We start from the raw sequence: 17,561 nt of genomic DNA on the forward strand, positions 1-17,561 counted from the left end.
AGGCGCAAAACCAAAGGAGACGGCAATGAAAGCTGTCATTATTGGGACAACAACCCTTATTGCGGCGGCGGGGTTGGGCCTATACACTTGGAATGTATCGCAAAACGCGACGCAAATCCCTTGCGGCGATACCGCAGTCGCATCAACAGCGATTGGCGGACCATTCGAGCTCGTATCTGAAACTGGTGAAACCGTCACGGATACAGACGTTATCACGAAACCGACACTCGTTTATTTTGGGTACACTTTTTGCCCCGATGTTTGCCCACTTGATAGCGCTCGGAACGCGCAGGCGGCTTACCTTTTGGAAGACGAAGGCTACGATATTGGCACTGTATTCATATCGATTGACCCTGACCGCGATACACCGCAGGTCGTGAGTGATTTCACAGAAAACTTTCACGAGGACATGATCGGTCTAACCGGATCGGCAGAGCAAGTCAGCGTCGCCTCTAAGGCGTATCGTACTTACTACCGTAAACAAGATGGCGACGATGAATACTACCTCGTCGATCATTCGACCCAGACATATCTGATGATGCCCGACACCGGGTTCGCGACGTTCTTTAAACGCGACCACACACCCGAACAAATCGCTGAAATTACAGCATGTTTTATGGACACTGCAACCTAACAACTTTCCCCGCGCCATTTGATCTGGCGCAAATACACAGGCGCGGGGATATGCCATTTCAGGCGACATGAATAATATGTCACGCCTTCGCCAACACGGATTATTCGATACCCGTGTGCCCCGCTATACCAGCTACCCGCCTGCAACCGCGTTTTCCGCGCAGACCGGAGTAGCGTTTCAGTCTGAATGCTTACGCACTCTCGACGCCGACAACCCCGTGTCTGTCTACGTTCACATCCCATTTTGTGAACGCCTATGCTGGTTCTGCGCCTGCCGCACGCAAGGCACAACGACACTCAAACCGGTTGAAACCTACCTGACATCCCTAAAAGCAGAACTAGAATTATTGCGAAAAACTTTGCCCGCTGGGGTGAAAATGGCGCAGCTGCATTGGGGTGGTGGCACGCCAACCATTTTGACGCCAGACATGATCCGGGACCTCGCGACCGCAATCATGGATGTTATCCCTCCTGCCGCAAACTTTCAATTCTCAGTTGAGGTTGACCCTACACTTGTCGATGACGCCAAAATTGAGGCGCTCGCAGCAGTGGGTATGACGCGGGCAAGCATTGGCATTCAAGATTTTGCACCTGATGTTCAAGCGGCTATCGGCCGTGAACAAAGCTTTGAAACCACGCGCTACTGCGTCGAAAGCCTACGTGCGACAGGGGTTACATCGTTAAACGCCGATCTGGTTTATGGGCTACCTCATCAAAACGCTAGAAAGCTGGATGATACGATTTCAAAAGTCATGCAACTGGATCCCGACCGCATTGCCTTGTTTGGCTATGCCCATGTGCCTAACTTTGCGAAACGCCAACAGCTTATTCCCAACGCAGCATTACCAGATGAAGAAACGCGCTACCAACTTACCCAACAAGCCGCCCGCGCGTTTGGAGCAAGCGGATACGAAGCCATTGGTATCGACCATTTTGCAAAGCCAGAAGATTCGCTTACAACTGCGCGAAATCACGGACAACTACGCCGCAATTTTCAGGGCTACACCGACGACACCAGTCAAAGCCTAATTGGAATCGGCGCCTCATCAATCTCGCAATTCGCGCAAGGTTATATGCAAAACGCATCCACGACAGCCGCTTACATTCAGCGGATTATTGGCGAAAACTTGGCTGGTCATCGTGGTTATCACCTGTCCGCATCGGACAGACCGCGCGCTGCGGCGATCAACATGCTGATGTGCCAGTTCGAAATTGATCTAAGCGCGTTAGATGAATTTCCAGACGCGTGTGCGCTCACCCCGATCCACGATGCGTTGCTTGTCGATTTTGCTGGTCTTGTTGTGCGTGACGACAATATTTTGCGGATCACACCCGAAGGTCGACCACTCACCCGTATCATCGCACAACGCTATGACAACGTTAGCGATACAACGGCACAGTATTCACAAGCGTCTTGATCAAAATCCGTAAGAAACAGCCGCAGCGACAGCAAGCCCTTCGTCTGCGGCATGGACCATTATGAAATCAGTGCTGATCCCAAGGTCAAACGCATATGCAACGCCCAGACCGATCGCAGGGTCTGTGCCTTCGGTTTGCCGCAGCAATGCGGTTAGCTCTGTATCGTCGTGAATATCAAATTCGGCAAACATTTCAGCGGTATGTCCAGCATCATTTGCCTCAGCTGCATACAGCCCAAGACCTAGGCGTGCAGGCCCAGCATCATAGCGCAGCTGCGTCTTTGCATTCCAATCCCAAGCTGAATTTTCTGATACGGCCTCGGCGGCCAAATCGACATCCCATTGACCTGAAGCAACGCTGGTACCAATGCCGTATATCGTAATGTCGGTATCCGGCACGCCATGCACAGAAATGCTAAGGTCACGCACGTGATCGCTGTAGACCGCGCCATAAGGGAGGAATTCAGATTCGGTCATAACCCCGTCGGTTGCCCGGCTACGGGTTGTGCTAATACTGAAAAGCGCGAGACGCGGCATCAGCTGCGTCAGTCCAGAAACAGCAAAGCGATCATATGCAGGTCGCGGAAAACCCAGTTCGATTTTGTGACCATTCTGGGTCCATGTCGCAGACGCATATGTTTCATGTAAGCGTCCGACGACACCAAACATGCCCAGTTCTGCGCCCCAAGCCCTCTCGCCCACCGATAGGTTAAAGTTACCAAAAAGATATCCACCGTCAAAGGTGTCTGTCTTTAAATGGCCCAAAGAAATTTGGTTGGTATCTTCTGCCTGCGACTGTCCAAAGGGGCTAACAACGACAAAGATTGCGGCGACATAGGTCACAGCGGGGATTAATTTTAACATCTAACTTAAGCACTCGCAATTTTTTCGGGACGCGTAGCGGTTCAGCAAAAAGATGACCACCCCGGCACGAGCAAAACCACCTTAAAAGCGTCAAACGCACTAAGATGTGATCGCAGCGGGCAAGTTGCACACCTGCATTCGCCCACTTGCACAACCCCGCCTGAACACCTATCTGTAACTTGTCCTTCGGGACTATGAACATAAACGCGCTCGTAATAAGCGGATCGGACCAGGGGGCGGTACCCTGCGTCTCCACCAAAAACTGCTCATTTGGCAGCCATGGGGACGAAATAGGATCGACGAACGTCTAAAGGGGTTTGCTTTGTTTCGGTGAGACACCACCGTTATCGGTTCATCAAAGCTAGTTGCAAATGACAACAAAGCACCGATGGCTCTCGCAGCGTAAGCTGTGCGAAATATCGAAAACTTAAGTCCATAGGCTCGCAGCTTATGGCGGGGTTCGCAGGTACCTGGCAACAGAAACCTGCACCTAACTCCCCCGCTTCAATATATTTGCAATTGTCGGCTGCGATACAGCTCTTGTCCTTAGTATAGACGTATCGAACTCTATTGATGTCGCAGAGTACCGGCTGCAAACCGATGGAATGGCAGACGCATTGCGTGACCCTGAAATCGTCGCTGCGATGGTCGAAGGCGAAGTCCCAATCGCGGTCATGCAATGGTCGGGATCGGATAAACAGCAGCTTTCGATACCTTGGACAACCATTCGTACATCATTAGACGCAAATCTGTTGGCCGATCGTGCTCGATTGATGGAACGCGCGTTTATCCTATCAGACACTGCGCCTGCCGAAGCGATCCACTTTGCGCTAGGGCTTTTTGACAGCGCGCCAGATTGCGAGCGTCAGGTGATCGACATTTCAGGTGACGGTACGCCGAATGGTGGCAGCGACGTCAATCTTGCGCGCCAAGCCGCGGAACGCTCCGATGTGACCATCAACGCCATTGCAATTGAATCCATGGGGCTAGCCATCACGAATTTCTATCGTGGTGCCGTTATTACCCGCGACGGTTTTGCTATGACAGCACGCACACACCGCAATTACCCCGAAGCCATCCGAGCAAAGATCCTGCGCGAACTTAGTAAAGTTATTGGATAGTATTGACCTAACTGGTTTCATTTCGCATCAATGCAGCATGGGGTCCGCGAACACCCCGTAAGGTTCAGGCCAAAGCGTCGCATCCACTGACCACTTTTCAGAAAGGATGCACATGGCTGCTTTGAACGAAATCTCACCCGCGAACTTGATGCGCTTAATCGGCACACCGCAATGTCCCGTGCTGATTGACGTTTGCATTGATCCCGACTTTGCCGATGATCCCTATCTTATTCCAACCGCGCAACGACACCCGCATACTGACATCGACGGGATTGTCGCGCGGTCTGCAGACAAACAGACAATTATTATCTGCCAAAAGGGTTTAAAACTTTCGCATGGCGTTGCTGCCCGACTGCGTAGCCGAGGTATTGACGCACAGGCATTGGAAGGCGGGAATATAGCTTGGAAAAATGCACAGCTTCCCCGCGTTCCCGCCGCAAAAGTCCCCGGATCGCTTTGGGTGACTCGCCACCGGCCCAAGATCGACCGCATTGCATGCCCTTGGCTGATTAAGAGGTTTGTTGATCCTTTTGCAGAGTTCATGTTCGTCCCACCCGCCCAAGTCTTAGATGTCGCTGATCGTTTCGGCGCCACGCCATTTGATATTGCAGATACGCATTGGGGCCACAGAGGCGATCAATGCACCTTTGACACCATGTTGGACGAATTCGAGTTGCATACCCCTTCCCTAGACACATTGACGACGGTGGTGCGGGCTGCAGATACAAACCGGCATGCGCTTGCCCCACAGGCAGCGGGATTGCTTGCGATATCAGTTGGGCTTTCGCGTATGTATCGCAATGACGACGCGCAGCTAATCGCTGGAATGGAAATATATGACGCGCTTTATCGCTGGGCACGTGATGCGCAGGATGAAACCCATGATTTCTGAACTTATTCGTGTATTTGGCCGTATCGGATTGCTATCCTTCGGTGGGCCAGCGGCGCAGATTGCATTGATGCACAAAGAACTGGTCGAGGATCGTCCTTGGCTCTCTGAGGATGAATACCTCAAGGCGCTGTCGTTTTGCATGCTGCTACCCGGGCCCGAGGCAATGCAGTTGGCCACCTATGCTGGCTGGAAACGCGCTGGCATTCTCGGTGGTCTCATTGGTGGTGGCTTGTTCGTTATCCCCGGCGCGATTGTCATCACCCTGCTGGCTCTGGCTTACGGTGCTTATGGTGATCTTCCGCTTGTCCAATCACTGTTCTTGGGGGTCAAAGCCTGTGTTGTCGTAATTGTGATCCAAGCCCTGATTAAGATCGCAAAGCGCGCTTTGAAACAGCCAGCACATAACATGATCGCAATCGCCGCGTTTGTCGCGCTTTTCTTTTTTGCCACGCCTTTTCCGCTGGTTGTTCTGAGTGCGGGGCTGATTGGAGCATTTTTTCAAGCCCCTACAACAAACAATTTAGACGCCAAACTACCCAGCCTGCGGAAGACTATCACGACGATCATGATCGGCCTCGCGATTTGGGCAGCACCCTTGATTATTGTCGCTATAACCCAACAAAAGTTCCTTTTAGAAGTTGGCAAGTTCTTTTCTGTCTTGGCCGTCGTCACCTTTGGAGGTGCATACGCTGTTCTAGCTTACATGACCCAAGAGGTCGTCGTTTCCTATCAATGGCTTAACACCGATCAAATGATGGATGCGCTGGGTCTTGCAGAGACAACACCGGGACCGCTGATACTTGTCACCCAATTTGTTGGCATGATCGCAGGCTTAGCGCAGGGCGGAACAGCTTTGGCGTTAGCGGCTGGAGCGTTAACCCTTTGGGTTACCTTTGTCCCTTGTTTTATTTGGATATTTGCCGGGGCACCACTAATTGACTGGCTTGATAGCCGGCCGCGGCTTCGTGGGGCGCTCGCTGCGATCACAGCAGCCGTGGTTGGGGTCATCGCCAACCTATCTCTCTGGTTTGCGCTTCACGTATTCTTTGACCAAATCACCACCCATGAATGGGGTATCTTTTCGCTGATTTGGCCAAGCTTTGCATCGATCCAGCCTGCAGCTGTGGCACTAGCAGTATTATCGGGATTTCTACTACTTGGAAAAAACTGGTCCTTACCACTTGTTTTACTGATCTCGGCACTCGCGGGGCTAATCATCGGCGCATTCTGAAACCGCCCCCTTTTCACTCGCCAAAAACCACGTATGCTAAGGGTAAGAAATGTGGGGAAATGCCAGTGACCAGCACCATCGACTATGGAAACCTAATGCACCGTGCAATGCGGAGCCTGATCCAAAATGTGCTGACTGATATCGCCAAGGATGGCCTTCCTGGCGAACACCATTTCTTTGTCACCTTTGACACAATGCACCCTGATGTTGAGATCGCAGATTGGCTATCAGACCGTTACCCCGGTGATATGACCGTCGTGATCCAGCACTGGTTTGCGGACCTTGATGTTACTGACGAAGGTTTCGGAATCACCCTGAACTTTGGCGACAGCCCTGAACGGCTTTATATCCCTTACGACGCTATTCGCACCTTCGTTGACCCTTCTGTTGAGTTCGGCCTGCGCTTTGAAAGCCCCGAAGACGATGAAGATGACGCAGATATTCTTGATATCGAAGAAGCGCCGATGGAAGAAATGGTCGAGCCTGAGGCAGAGCCAGAAGAGCGTAAAGAAGCTGAAGTGGTTAGCTTGGATCAATTCCGTAAGTAACGCTGCGATCTTGCGATCCTGCGGGCTGCAGCTTAAACCCTGTTTTGAAATTATTTCAAAAGGGGTTCATCCATGACCGAGACACGCACAGAAACCGATAGTTTTGGCCCACTTGAGGTCCAAGCGGACCGCTATTGGGGTGCGCAAACCCAGCGTTCTTTGATGAACTTCCCAATTGGTTGGGAAAAGCAGCCAGTTGCAATCGTTCGTGCGCTTGGTGTGATCAAGCAAGCCTGCGCCATGGCGAACAAAGAACGTGGCAAATTGGACGCTGACAAAGCAGACGCCATGATTGCAGCAGCCTCCGAAGTCGTCGCCGGCAAATTGGACGATCACTTTCCGCTGGTCGTATGGCAGACAGGTTCCGGCACGCAGTCAAACATGAACGCCAACGAAGTGATCAGCAACCGCGCGATCGAATTGATGGGTGGCGTGATCGGATCCAAAGACCCGGTCCACCCCAACGATCACTGCAACATGGGTCAGTCTTCTAACGACACGTTCCCAACCGCTATGCACATCGCAGTTGCGACGACTGCACGTGACGTTCTGATACCCGGTCTTGAAAAACTGCACGCAGCACTGATCGCGAAACAAGAAGAATTCGCTGACATCATCAAAATCGGCCGCACCCATACAATGGACGCGACGCCGCTCACACTGGGTCAGGAATTCAGCGGTTACAGTCATCAGGTCGCAATGGGCCTGCGCCGCATCAAAGCCGCCCTGCCCGCGATCTATGAATTGGCGCAGGGTGGTACAGCCGTGGGCACTGGCCTGAACACGCCCAAAGGTTGGGGTGAAACAGTTGCCGCGAACATGGCTGAAATCACTGGCCTACCGTTTGTCACAGCACCTAATAAATTCGAAGCACTGGCTGCACATGACGCATTGGTCGAAATGTCCGGCGCCTTGAAAACTGTTGCATCCAGCCTTTACAAGATCGCTTGCGACATCCGCATGCTGGGTTCTGGCCCACGTTGTGGTCTAGGTGAATTGATGCTGCCAGAGAACGAGCCAGGTTCATCCATCATGCCCGGCAAGGTTAACCCAACTCAGGTTGAGGCGATTACGCAGGTCTGTGCGCATGTCATGGGTAACGACGCCGCTGTCGGTTTCGCGGGTTCGCAAGGTCACTTTGAACTGAACGTAATGAAGCCAATGATGGCCTATAACGTATTGCAATCTATGCAGCTTTTGGGTGATGCGTCCTCGGCGTTCACTGACAACTGTGTTGTTGGCGTCCGTGCTGATCGTACGCGGATCGAAAAGCTGATGCGCGAAAGCCTGATGCTCGTCACAGCGCTGGCGCCTACCATTGGGTACGACAACGCGACAACCGTTGCGAAGACTGCGCACAAGAATGGCACTACCCTGAAAGAAGAAGCAATCAAACTGGGCTTTGTGGACGAAGCAACCTTCGACAAGGTCGTGCGCCCTGAAGACATGATCGGTCCTAAGTGAAGCCGATCAACCTAAACCAGGCCCGTAAAGCGCGTAATCGCGCCGAGGCCAAAGCCAAAGCGGACGAAAATGCCGTCCGCTTTGGCCGCACCAAGGCCGAACGGCTATTGGAAGCGTCTCGTGATAAGCAAACAAATGATAGGTTATCGCAGTTGAAATTCGAAGATGACTGATCATGCGCGCCCTGCAAAACGGTCACTCACACTGCGCGGTCACCGGACAAGCGTGTCGCTCGAAGATATTTTCTGGGATCAGTTTCGGAAAATCGCGGACCAAGATGGCAAAACAATCAATGGCTTAGCCGCTGAAATAGACGAAGGCCGAGGAGACATCGGTCTCGCGTCGGCCTTGCGGGTCTATGTGTTAGAGCACGCGTTGTTGCGCGATCAGTCTTTTGAATAAAGCGCACCACGCAGGCTACCCAAACGCTCAACATCTTTCTTTTCGACGTCGTTCAGTTTGGTTGGCTTCACCACTTTAACAGCAGCTGGGCCCTTAAACATTTTCGCTACTTCTTGCGGAGTCAGTTGCTTTTCAGCAGTAGGCGACTTTTTCTCAGTTTTAGACTTACGTCCAAATAGTCCACCAATACCTTTTTTGGACGAACCTGGTAGTGCAATAGTCATGATTGTCCTCGTTTCGCGAGCAGTTTTTATTTTCCCGAAGGCAGATTGATGTTCAGGTGAAAATCAAACTTCCTATATTAACGATACATGTAAATGCCGCCATGTGTCGACAAAAACGCCACGTTCAAGCAACTGTGAGCGGGAAGCCGCACAATTCGACACAATCAAAGCGCACTTATGCCGCAATGCAGACAAACTTCAGCCGACACCGCCTATTTTTTGATCATTTAGTCAGAATCATTCCAATCGACGTCGTTTGATTCTCAGCCAGATACCATTCCTTGCGCGCACCGTAAGATATGCCACAGGTATTGGCTCGCGATTCTCAACTGTTTTAAACTCAAAACCGTTCAACAAAGATGCCATCAGAACCACACCTTCGATCATCGCGAACCCTGCGCCAGAACATACACGTGGACCGCTTGAAAATGGCATGTACGCATCTCGTACGCGGGATTTTCCATTTTCAGTAGCCCAGCGGCCGGGATCAAAACCATCAGGATTATCCCACAGTCGACTATGTCGGTGGAGGTGCCAAGGTGACAGCACGACCTGTGCACCGCGTCGTACCAAGCGGTTTCGAAATGTAGACGTGCTGGTGGCCTCGCGGACCATCATTGGCACGGGAGGATACAATCGCAATGCTTCGCGAAATACATCCCTTGTCACTTTAAGCTTTGATAGGTTCGAGAAGCTTCCGTCAAAGTCTGCGGCTTCTGCCGCCACCTTTTCCTGCCATTCGGGGTATCGCGCTAATAAATACAGTGTCCATGCCAGTGCCGACGCGCTGGTTTCATGCCCAGCCAAAAAGAAAATAGCGACCTGATCGACCATCTCTGAGACAGTGAATGTTTCGCCTGTCTTTGGATCACAGGTCGTCATAATCTTGGTCGCAAGATCATCTGGCGCGGTCCCAGCGGCAATCAACGCTAACCGATCTTGCGTGAGCTGCGTAATCAAAGAACGGATTTTTCGCGCAGTCCGGCGTGTTTCTGACTTAAAGAACCGCGGCATCCATTGCGGCCCCGGTATAAATGCTGCCAGATTCAGAATGGGCTGCGACCGTTGATATGCCCTAAATTCGTGAAATACCTGTTGGGCAGTCTCATCTTCGATGGGTAGTGAAAACAGCGTACGAAAAATAACGTCAGCGGCGGCATGACTGGTGAGCGCTTCAATTTCTTGAGGTGTGTCATCTGCAAGAGGCTCAAGACGCTGTGCTGCCGCCTGCCCCGCCGCCATTATGCCGGGAAACGTATCGCGCAACCGCCCGCCTTCAAACGCAGGATCAATTATCCTGCGTTGGCGTTTCCATGTTTCTCCGTTCGTCAGAAAGACGCTTTCACCCAAAAGCGGGCGCAGTCCGGCCCCAATGCGTTCCGACTTTGGAAACTCGTCGGGGCGGGCCTTTAGTACCTCGTTGATCAACTTTGGATCGTTGATCATGTAGCTCCGAAAAAACGGCGTCCGAAACTCTGCCATCCACGCACGATATAACTTTGCTGGTTGCGCCGATAAAATATCGCGCCGAAACAAACGTAGATACCGGAAGAGCGACACGCGTTCAGGGCGCGCTTTAGGTTTCGGCGGTATCTCGGTCATGAAGGCATAACCGATGTGTACTTTGAAACTGCTACATCAATGCGCGATTTCGAAGGCGGCCGCCCAGCATAACGGCCCTGCAATGTCACCGGGCCAGCCGTGATTTGAAAGTAATCATAGTCCTTTGGCTGATCGAACGCGCATAGATATTGAAAATGTAGCCGAAAAAACCGCCAGCGCAGCGCCTTCCAACGGGCAGGTGTTAGACTTTGGGTAAAGGCGGCAGAAATCACAAGCGGCCAATGTTTACCGGGTGGTGACACACCGGTAACCGCAACTGGATCACATAGCGCAAAACAACACCCATCGCCCGGTGCGGTCACATCGACCCAAGTCAGCACGTTTTGTGTCGCAAGATATGCAAGGTCTGTCCGTAATCTGCGCGCATGTGGAAGAAACGACACCATCGGCACCACATGCCCCAAAGATAAAAAAGCCAGCTTTGGACCATTGGCAGGTACCCTGCCTTCGCGGATCAGATCAGCCAATACTGACACGGCGAGATGCGCACCCGACGAATGTCCCACGATCAGCACCTCATCAACGTTTCCAGAAAACGCCTCTGCAATTGTGTCACCGAATTCTTTCATACGGTCACCTAAAGCTGCTGGGATTGCGCCATAGGACCGTGCTGAAAATGCGTAATCATGCATCAGGTAATAGGCGAACAGCTTGCCGTCTTTTGCCTTGAACCAACGGAGCACGACGATCACGATGCCAGCCCAAAGAAGATACTTTACCACCCAAGCAAACCAACCGACAAAATCTGCTACAATCCCGCTTCCAACCAACGCGGCAATCCACGTTAATCCGCTTTGAACGCCCCCCCCAATGAAGCGTCCGATGAACACCGCTGCGAACAACTGCAATAACAGCATCCCAACCGGATACAGTGCGGCTATCACTGGCCCTTTGCGCATCCACATTAGTCTGCGCAATGTTCCTGTACTGATATATATCCACGTAGTCTGAAGCAGTTGCCAATAAGTCGCCGGAATAGACTGCGCCATACTGTCACGTACAATGTCAGACCACACTAATACGTCGATGCGTGCAGCAACATTTTGATCATCAATATTTGCGTTCACAGTCCAGCCAAAGGTCTTGTTAGTTGAACGCGCCTGCACATCGATCTCGTATCCACTGATCGCAGCCTGCGCAGCGCTTTCGGTCCTGTAAAGTTCGCGGTAACGCCTTGGCGGAATGGGATCATAGCCCGGAATGTGAAACACCCGGCGTCGTTTGACCTGCGTGGATTGGTCGGTCATCGCTGATCCTTGTTGATCCCCTGTTATGACAGGTTAGCGGATCACAACCAAAAACATAAGTCTTATCCGACGGCAGCTAACGCTGGAAAATGCTCAAGCAGCCAATAGCTTATCGCGGCGAACTGTCCTGTCAGCATCATCAGACCAACGGTCCAAAGCAATAGGCCAGAGGTCCGTTCAATGCGTCCCATGTGCCGTTTCATCCAGCCCATTGCACCCTTCAACCGTGGAAAGAATGCAGCGACCACTAAAAACGGAATGCCAAGTCCAATCGCGTAGACTGCTAGCAATATCGTTCCACGCCCGATACTACCTTCGGATGCCGCCAGACTTAGGATTGCACCAAGAATAGGACCAAGGCAGGGCGTCCACCCGAATGCAAACGCCAATCCCAAAAGGTAAGCACCAAAAGCAGACCCACCCTTATCCCCTGCGTCCAAGCGCATCTCACGGTCAAGAAATCCGATCCGATAAACACCCACGAAATGGGCACCAAGGATCATAACGACAATCCCTGCGACGGTGCTAAAATAGTCCTGATACTGAAGCAATGCCCGGCCCATGGTCGAAAAGGCGATGCCAAGTAGGATGAATATCGTCGACAGCCCAAGTACAAAAAACAACGCGGCAACAAAAACGCGGCGTCGTGCGTGACGCTGTTCCTCAAGCTCACTAACAGATACGCCCCCCATGTAAGCCAGATAGGGTGGCACGACGGGAAGCACGCATGGGCTTAGAAATGATAACACGCCAGCAGCAAGCGCGACCAGCATAGCAGGCAGCAGGCCGGCATCAAAAATTGTAGTTGTTTCGAACATTAGGTAACCTCTTGTGTCCCTTCCTAAGCGACGTCCGTGATTTGGTCACCTGCCGTTTTGTCACATCTTAGTGGACATATTGAAACATCAGCCCTAATCGAAAGGTATGACACATGATGCTGATTTAGATGCACGGGGCCTGCTGTGCCCCCTTCCCGTCCTAAAGGCGCGCAAGCGCTTGCAAGCGCTACAAAGTGGACAGGTTTTACGAATGGTTGCAGATGACCCTGCTGCGATTATCGACGTTCCACATTTTTGCACCGAGGCTGGCCATAACCTGATCAGCACCGAGGGTGCTAAAGACGGTCAAATATACTTGATCCAAAAAGGTTAAACGCAAAACGCCGCCCCCAAGGGACGGCGTTTGTTTTTTACATGATGGTATTTAAGCTTAGCGCCCTAATGACCACCAACCTTTGCGCTTTGGCTTGGCAGGTTCATCAGATACCTCAGCAGGCGCAGTTTCAGCAACGGATACCGGTTCCGGAGCTGGTTCTGCCACCGGTGCTGAATCTGGCACTACTTCAACAGTAGGCTCAGGTTTCACCTCGACGACATGCTCGGGCTCCGCCTTCACTTCAGCAACCGCCACTGGCGTTTCTGCTTCAGCAGCTGGCGTCGCCGCAACATCTGGCGCGGGCTCAGTAACAACAGCATCCTCAGTCACAACGGCCGCTTTGGGCTTTGCGCGACTACGGCGCTTTGGTTTTGGCTTTTCAGCGACAACCTCATCATCTGTTGCAGAAGCCTCAGCTGGTGCTTCTTTTGGCTTAGGCTCCGCCTTTTTACGGGTACGAGTCCGCTTCTTAGGCGCAGGTTTCTCTTCGGCTTCTGGCGCAGCAGTTTTATCTGCTTCACCTGCTTTATCCGCCACAACAGTCTCCGCCGTATCTTCAGCCTTAGGCGCTGCTCTACGTGTCCGCGAGCGCGTGCGTTTTGGCTTTTCCTCAGCAACAGCTACTTCAGCGTCGGCTTCTACAACAGGTGCATCTGCTTCAACTGGGGCGGCATCCTGGGCCTCAACAGGTGTTTCTGCTGGGGTAGTTTCAGAAACATCGTTTGTTTCTCCGCCTTCAGCCTGTTGGTTTTCACCATTTCCGTTACCACCCCGACGACGCCGACGACGCCGACGTTTACGCTTGGGTTTATCGTCACCATCACCGTTTTCGTCATTCGCGGCAAATTCGTTGTCTTCGACCTCGGCCTCGACCGCGATGTCATGATCGTCGTCCATGATAACAGTACTCGTCACGACAGGTGCGGCCTCTGGCACAACGCGTGTTGCGGTTTTGAACTTTTCAATCGCAAAATCGGGCGACACAAGCGTTGGGTCACACTCAATACGCACAGACAAACCATAACGTGCTTCAATATCGCCGATATGCTCACGCTTGCCATTCATCAAGAAGTTGGCGATCGTGATTGGCGCCTTTACCAATACTTCTTTGGAACGACCGCGCACGCCTTCTTCTTCCAGCTGACGCAGGATCGAAAGAGATACGTTATCGTCAGACCGCAGCAGACCCGTACCATGACAATGCGAACACATCTGTGTTGTCGCCTCGAGCATGCCGGGGCGTAGACGTTGACGGGACATTTCCAACAGACCAAAGCCCGAAATACGACCGACCTGAATACGGGCACGATCAGTCTTGAGCTTGTCTTTGAAACGCTTCTCAACGGCGCTGTTATTCTTACGCTCGTCCATATCGATAAAGTCGATCACGATCAGACCGGCCAAATCGCGCAGGCGCAATTGGCGCGCAACTTCATCAGCCGCCTCAAGGTTAGTCTTTAGCGCGGTTTGCTCAATTGAACCCTCTTTCGTGGCACGGCCAGAGTTCACGTCAATCGCGACAAGCGCTTCGGTGATGCCGATCACGATATAGCCACCCGAAGGCAGTTGAACGGTTGGGTTGAACATACCACCCAAATAGCCTTCGACCTGATAGCGGGCGTAAAGCGGCAACTGTTCCGTGTAGTATTTTACGTTTTTGGCATGAGACGGCATGATCATTTTCATGAAGTCTTTGGCGGTGCGGTAACCTGCCTCGCCCGCGACAATCACTTCGTCGATCTCTTTTGAGTAAAGATCGCGGATCGAGCGTTTGATCAAATCGCCTTCTTCATAAATTTTAGCTGGGGCGACAGATTTCAAAGTCAGTTCGCGGATCTGTTCCCACATACGCTGCAGATATTCGTAGTCGCGCTTGATCTCAGCCTTGGTGCGCTGCGCACCGGCTGTACGAATGATAAGACCAGCGCCATCAGGCACAGTCATTTCGCCGGCGATTTCTTTCAGCTTTTTACGGTCAGCTGCATTTGTGATCTTACGGCTGATACCGCCACCGCGCGCGGTGTTCGGCATAAGTACGCAATAACGACCAGCCAGCGACAGGTAAGTCGTTAGCGCCGCGCCCTTATTGCCGCGTTCTTCTTTGACAACTTGGATCAACAGGACCTGGCGGACCTTAATGACCTCTTGGATTTTGTAGCGCTTAGGACGCGGTTTGCGCACTGGGCGCACTTCGTCGGTGTCATCCTCTTCGGCGACACTTTCGATGCTGTCATCTTTGCTACGCGCGTCCAACTGCGGCTGTTCGTCATCCGCATCATCGGCAGACGGCGTTTCAACCGGTGTATCAGCGACCAGCACCATAGGAGAGCTGCCTTCGTCGTCGTCACCAAGATCGATGGTTTCCATACCCGCAATATCACCAGAGGTCTGCTCGTCTGGCGTTTCGACTTTGGGTGTTTCGACTTCGGCGACCGCCGGGGATTCAGTGTCAGCGGCATCTTCTGCGGGTGCAGCTTCGGCTGTTACGACGGCATCCTCAGTTTCAACCGCTGCTGGCTTTGGTTTCGCGCGGCTGCGGCGGCGTTTAGGTTTTTCTTCCTCTGCTTCGGCCTCAGCCTTTAGGCTTTCAGCATAGGCTTTTTCTTCAGCCATGAGCGCTTCGCGGTCAGCAACCGGAATCTGGTAGTAATCGGGGTGAATTTCCGAAAACGCCAAAAACCCATGACGATTTCCACCGTAGTCTACGAATGCAGCCTGCAGGGATGGTTCGACGCGCGTAACCTTAGCGAGGTATATGTTGCCAGCTAGCTGGCGTTTGAACTGGCTTTCAAAATCAAATTCTTCGACCTTGTTGCCGTCTACGACAACGACGCGGGTTTCTTCCGCGTGTGTCGCATCGATTAACATTTTCTTTGGCATATTGTCCGTTCGCACATAACCCGATAGCCCCCCCTGGGGGAGCAGTTGTTCGTGTTACGTGTCTGATTAAGGCGATCTGCGCGCGGGCAAATACGGGGCCCCTCAGGGCCACTGCATCCTTGCCTATATACGTCGCGCGTTGCATCGCGTTTCTTCTCCGACCTTAGGTCAAGCCTAAGGCCCATTAAGGGCCCGGTCAGCGTCTTTAACCGCATGACCAGAGCGTTCTTCTGATCCCTTGGGATCAAATCAGCTGCGATCAACATGTGTAAAACACTATTGATGCAGAGAATCTGTCAAAGGTGCAGGACATTCCCACGTCACCCGTCCCTCATACATAAGGGAGGACAGTGACAGATTACAATCGGAAACTGTTTCTTTTCCGTTCACGACCAAACGCAAATCGTTGAAATAAGCATAAAATGTGCATCAAATGCGATATTCGGAGGCTTAAAAGAAAAATGGCAGGAATGTACTATCATCCCTGCCAGCCAAAATTTATTGAAGAGGCCTGACATCAACCCCCAAGATAGTCAGACCGCTGCAATCCATATTTAGCCATTTTTTCATTCAGCGTTCGGCGCGGCAGACAAAGCTCTTCCATTACCGAAACAATAGACCCGCGATGACGACGCATTGTGTTGTCGATAAGCATCCGTTCAAAGGCCTCAACGAATTCTTTTAGCGGCTTACCCTCAGTCGTAATTGCGGGCTTCATTTCTTCGGTATCTGCCATCAGTAGCGAGGCGATAGATCCGGTACCGCGACGGTTCTGAAGAACTGCACGCTCTGCCACATTGATAAGCTGTCGAACGTTACCCGGCCACGGCGCTTGCAAAAGCTGGGCGGCTTCTTGTGCGCTCACCTCTGGGGCATCACACCCATATTCATCAGCAAACTGTTCGCTCAGACGAGCGAATAGCGTCAGGATATCTTCGCCGCGTTGGCGTAGTGGTGGAACAGTGATGCGCAGTGCCGCCAACCGGTAAAACAAATCGGGACGCAGCACGCTTTCGCAAGTTTTATCCTGCTCTTGCAGGTTACAAATCGCAACGATGCGCGTTTCTGCAGGTGTCCCCTGCTCATTGATCGCAGTCAACAACCGCGCCTGCAATGCGTGGCTTAGCGCCTCGATATCCTCAAGAACCAATGTGCCACCACGGGCTTCTTCGATCGCAGGGATCGGTTCATCATCGCGAGCGGGGCCAAAGATCACACGACCAAGTGTCTCTTCATCGTAAGCAGAACAGCTGAGCAGTACGAATTTCTTAGACGCGCGGGCCCCAACGGCATGCAAGGCATGTGCGACAAGCGTTTTACCTGTGCCGGTTTCGCCTTCGATCAGCACATGGCCATCGGCCTGCCCCAGATCCAAAATGTCTTCTTTCAAACGCTCCATCGGTGGTGACTGACCGATCAATTTTTTGATCAACGCGGATCCGTCTGACAATTCCTTGCGAAGCGCACGGTTATCCAGTGTTAAACGTCGTGCATGCGTCGCCTTTTTCGCAAGTTCGGTCATTCGATCCGGATTAAATGGCTTTTCAAGGAAATCAAAAGCCCCAACGCGCATTGCCTCAACCGCCATCGGCACATCACCATGACCTGTGATCATGATCACAGGTAGCGTGCTATCGACACCTTTGAGTTTTTTCAAAAACTGCATACCGTCCATACCGGGCATCCGCACATCAGAAACGACGATACCTGGATAATCCGTCCCTAAACCCTTCAGGGCATCCTCGGCAGACGCGAATGTTTCAGTTTCAAAGCCAGATAGCGTCAGCCACTGACTAATTGACTGCCGCATATCCGTTTCGTCATCCACGATTGCAATTTTCATGGCTTTGTTCATGCTC

The 17,561-nt window shown here is 52.2% G+C and carries 17 protein-coding genes and 1 other RNA gene; 11 read left to right on the top strand and 7 right to left on the bottom strand.

Features of this window, described 5'->3' with window-relative positions; all coding sequences use genetic code 11:
- Nucleotides 1-25: 25 nt before the first annotated feature.
- Together CLV80_RS04755 and hemN are read left to right on the top strand one after the other, a co-directional pair.
- Nucleotides 26-634 carry an SCO family protein gene (locus CLV80_RS04755; protein WP_106355420.1) on the top strand — a complete coding sequence of 203 codons (609 nt, stop codon included), beginning with the start codon at nt 26-28 and terminating at the stop codon, nt 632-634.
- A 67-nt stretch (nt 635-701) separates the two neighbouring features.
- Nucleotides 702-2,051 carry an oxygen-independent coproporphyrinogen III oxidase gene (gene hemN, locus CLV80_RS04760; protein WP_106355422.1) on the top strand — a complete coding sequence of 450 codons (1,350 nt, stop codon included), beginning with the start codon at nt 702-704 and terminating at the stop codon, nt 2,049-2,051.
- Here hemN and CLV80_RS04765 read toward each other — a convergent pair whose 3' ends face one another.
- Complete coding sequence (locus CLV80_RS04765) at nt 2,052-2,915, bottom strand: hypothetical protein (RefSeq protein ID WP_106355424.1); 864 nt, start codon at nt 2,913-2,915, stop codon at nt 2,052-2,054.
- A gap of 142 nt (nt 2,916-3,057) precedes the next feature.
- On the opposite strand from CLV80_RS04765, the gene ssrA reads away from it, so the two are divergent.
- From ssrA to CLV80_RS04805, 8 genes are all read left to right on the top strand, one after another.
- Nucleotides 3,058-3,406: a transfer-messenger RNA gene (gene ssrA / locus CLV80_RS04770) on the top strand.
- A gap of 18 nt (nt 3,407-3,424) precedes the next feature.
- A complete protein-coding gene (locus CLV80_RS04775; protein ID WP_106355426.1) occupies nt 3,425-4,036 on the top strand; it encodes a DUF1194 domain-containing protein in 612 nt (203 codons plus the stop codon).
- Nucleotides 4,037-4,148: 112 nt separating this feature from the next.
- Nucleotides 4,149-4,928 (top strand): chromate resistance protein ChrB domain-containing protein, encoded by a 780-nt coding sequence (locus tag CLV80_RS04780; protein WP_106355428.1) that lies wholly within the window; start codon nt 4,149-4,151, stop codon nt 4,926-4,928.
- A complete protein-coding gene (gene chrA / locus CLV80_RS04785) occupies nt 4,918-6,159 on the top strand; it encodes a chromate efflux transporter (RefSeq protein WP_106355430.1) in 1,242 nt (413 codons plus the stop codon). Before CLV80_RS04780 ends, chrA begins: the two co-directional genes overlap by 11 nt.
- A 65-nt stretch (nt 6,160-6,224) precedes the next feature.
- The gene (locus CLV80_RS04790; RefSeq protein ID WP_106356125.1) at nt 6,225-6,707 is read left to right on the top strand and encodes an SspB family protein; all 483 of its coding nucleotides are present in this window, start codon (nt 6,225-6,227) and stop codon (nt 6,705-6,707) included.
- Between the two features lie 72 nt (nt 6,708-6,779).
- A complete protein-coding gene (fumC, locus tag CLV80_RS04795) occupies nt 6,780-8,171 on the top strand; it encodes a class II fumarate hydratase (RefSeq protein WP_106355432.1) in 1,392 nt (463 codons plus the stop codon).
- The gene (locus CLV80_RS04800) at nt 8,168-8,344 is read left to right on the top strand and encodes a DUF4169 family protein (RefSeq protein WP_106355434.1); all 177 of its coding nucleotides are present in this window, start codon (nt 8,168-8,170) and stop codon (nt 8,342-8,344) included. The genes fumC and CLV80_RS04800 overlap by 4 nt, the downstream gene beginning before the upstream one ends.
- A complete protein-coding gene (locus CLV80_RS04805; RefSeq protein ID WP_106355436.1) occupies nt 8,337-8,573 on the top strand; it encodes a ribbon-helix-helix domain-containing protein in 237 nt (78 codons plus the stop codon). The genes CLV80_RS04800 and CLV80_RS04805 overlap by 8 nt, the downstream gene beginning before the upstream one ends.
- Here the strand turns inward: CLV80_RS04805 and CLV80_RS04810 are convergent.
- The 4 genes from CLV80_RS04810 to CLV80_RS04825 all read right to left on the bottom strand — a co-directional run bounded on the left by CLV80_RS04810 (nt 8,558) and on the right by CLV80_RS04825 (nt 12,485).
- Entirely contained in the window at nt 8,558-8,797 is a 240-nt protein-coding gene (locus CLV80_RS04810; RefSeq protein WP_106355438.1) for a hypothetical protein, read from the bottom strand. The two genes, CLV80_RS04805 and CLV80_RS04810, sit on opposite strands and share 16 nt — an antisense overlap.
- 237 nt (nt 8,798-9,034) lie before the next feature.
- Nucleotides 9,035-10,399, bottom strand: a complete 1,365-nt coding sequence (locus tag CLV80_RS04815; protein WP_106355440.1) for a cytochrome P450 — start codon at nt 10,397-10,399, stop codon at nt 9,035-9,037.
- Nucleotides 10,396-11,667: a hypothetical protein gene (locus CLV80_RS04820; protein ID WP_106355442.1), complete on the bottom strand. Its 1,272-nt coding sequence runs from the start codon at nt 11,665-11,667 to the stop codon at nt 10,396-10,398. Before CLV80_RS04820 ends, CLV80_RS04815 begins: the two co-directional genes overlap by 4 nt.
- Nucleotides 11,668-11,729: 62 nt before the next feature.
- Nucleotides 11,730-12,485 carry a cytochrome c biogenesis CcdA family protein gene (locus tag CLV80_RS04825; RefSeq protein WP_106355444.1) on the bottom strand — a complete coding sequence of 252 codons (756 nt, stop codon included), beginning with the start codon at nt 12,483-12,485 and terminating at the stop codon, nt 11,730-11,732.
- A gap of 106 nt (nt 12,486-12,591) precedes the next feature.
- Here CLV80_RS04825 and CLV80_RS04830 point away from each other — a divergent pair, with 106 nt between their 5' ends.
- On the top strand, nt 12,592-12,819 hold the full coding sequence (locus CLV80_RS04830) for a sulfurtransferase TusA family protein (protein ID WP_106355446.1): 228 nt from the start codon (nt 12,592-12,594) through the stop codon (nt 12,817-12,819).
- Nucleotides 12,820-12,876: 57 nt separating this feature from the next.
- Here the strand turns inward: CLV80_RS04830 and CLV80_RS04835 are convergent, their stop codons facing one another.
- Complete coding sequence (locus tag CLV80_RS04835; protein WP_106355448.1) at nt 12,877-15,702, bottom strand: Rne/Rng family ribonuclease; 2,826 nt, start codon at nt 15,700-15,702, stop codon at nt 12,877-12,879.
- 517 nt (nt 15,703-16,219) lie between these two features.
- Nucleotides 16,220-17,557 carry a sigma-54-dependent transcriptional regulator gene (locus tag CLV80_RS04840; RefSeq protein WP_106356127.1) on the bottom strand — a complete coding sequence of 446 codons (1,338 nt, stop codon included), beginning with the start codon at nt 17,555-17,557 and terminating at the stop codon, nt 16,220-16,222.
- Between the last annotated feature and the right edge of the window lie 4 nt (nt 17,558-17,561).

Origin of the sequence: Yoonia maritima (genome assembly GCF_003003285.1) — a bacterium.
In the GTDB taxonomy this organism is placed as follows: domain Bacteria; phylum Pseudomonadota; class Alphaproteobacteria; order Rhodobacterales; family Rhodobacteraceae; genus Yoonia; species Yoonia maritima.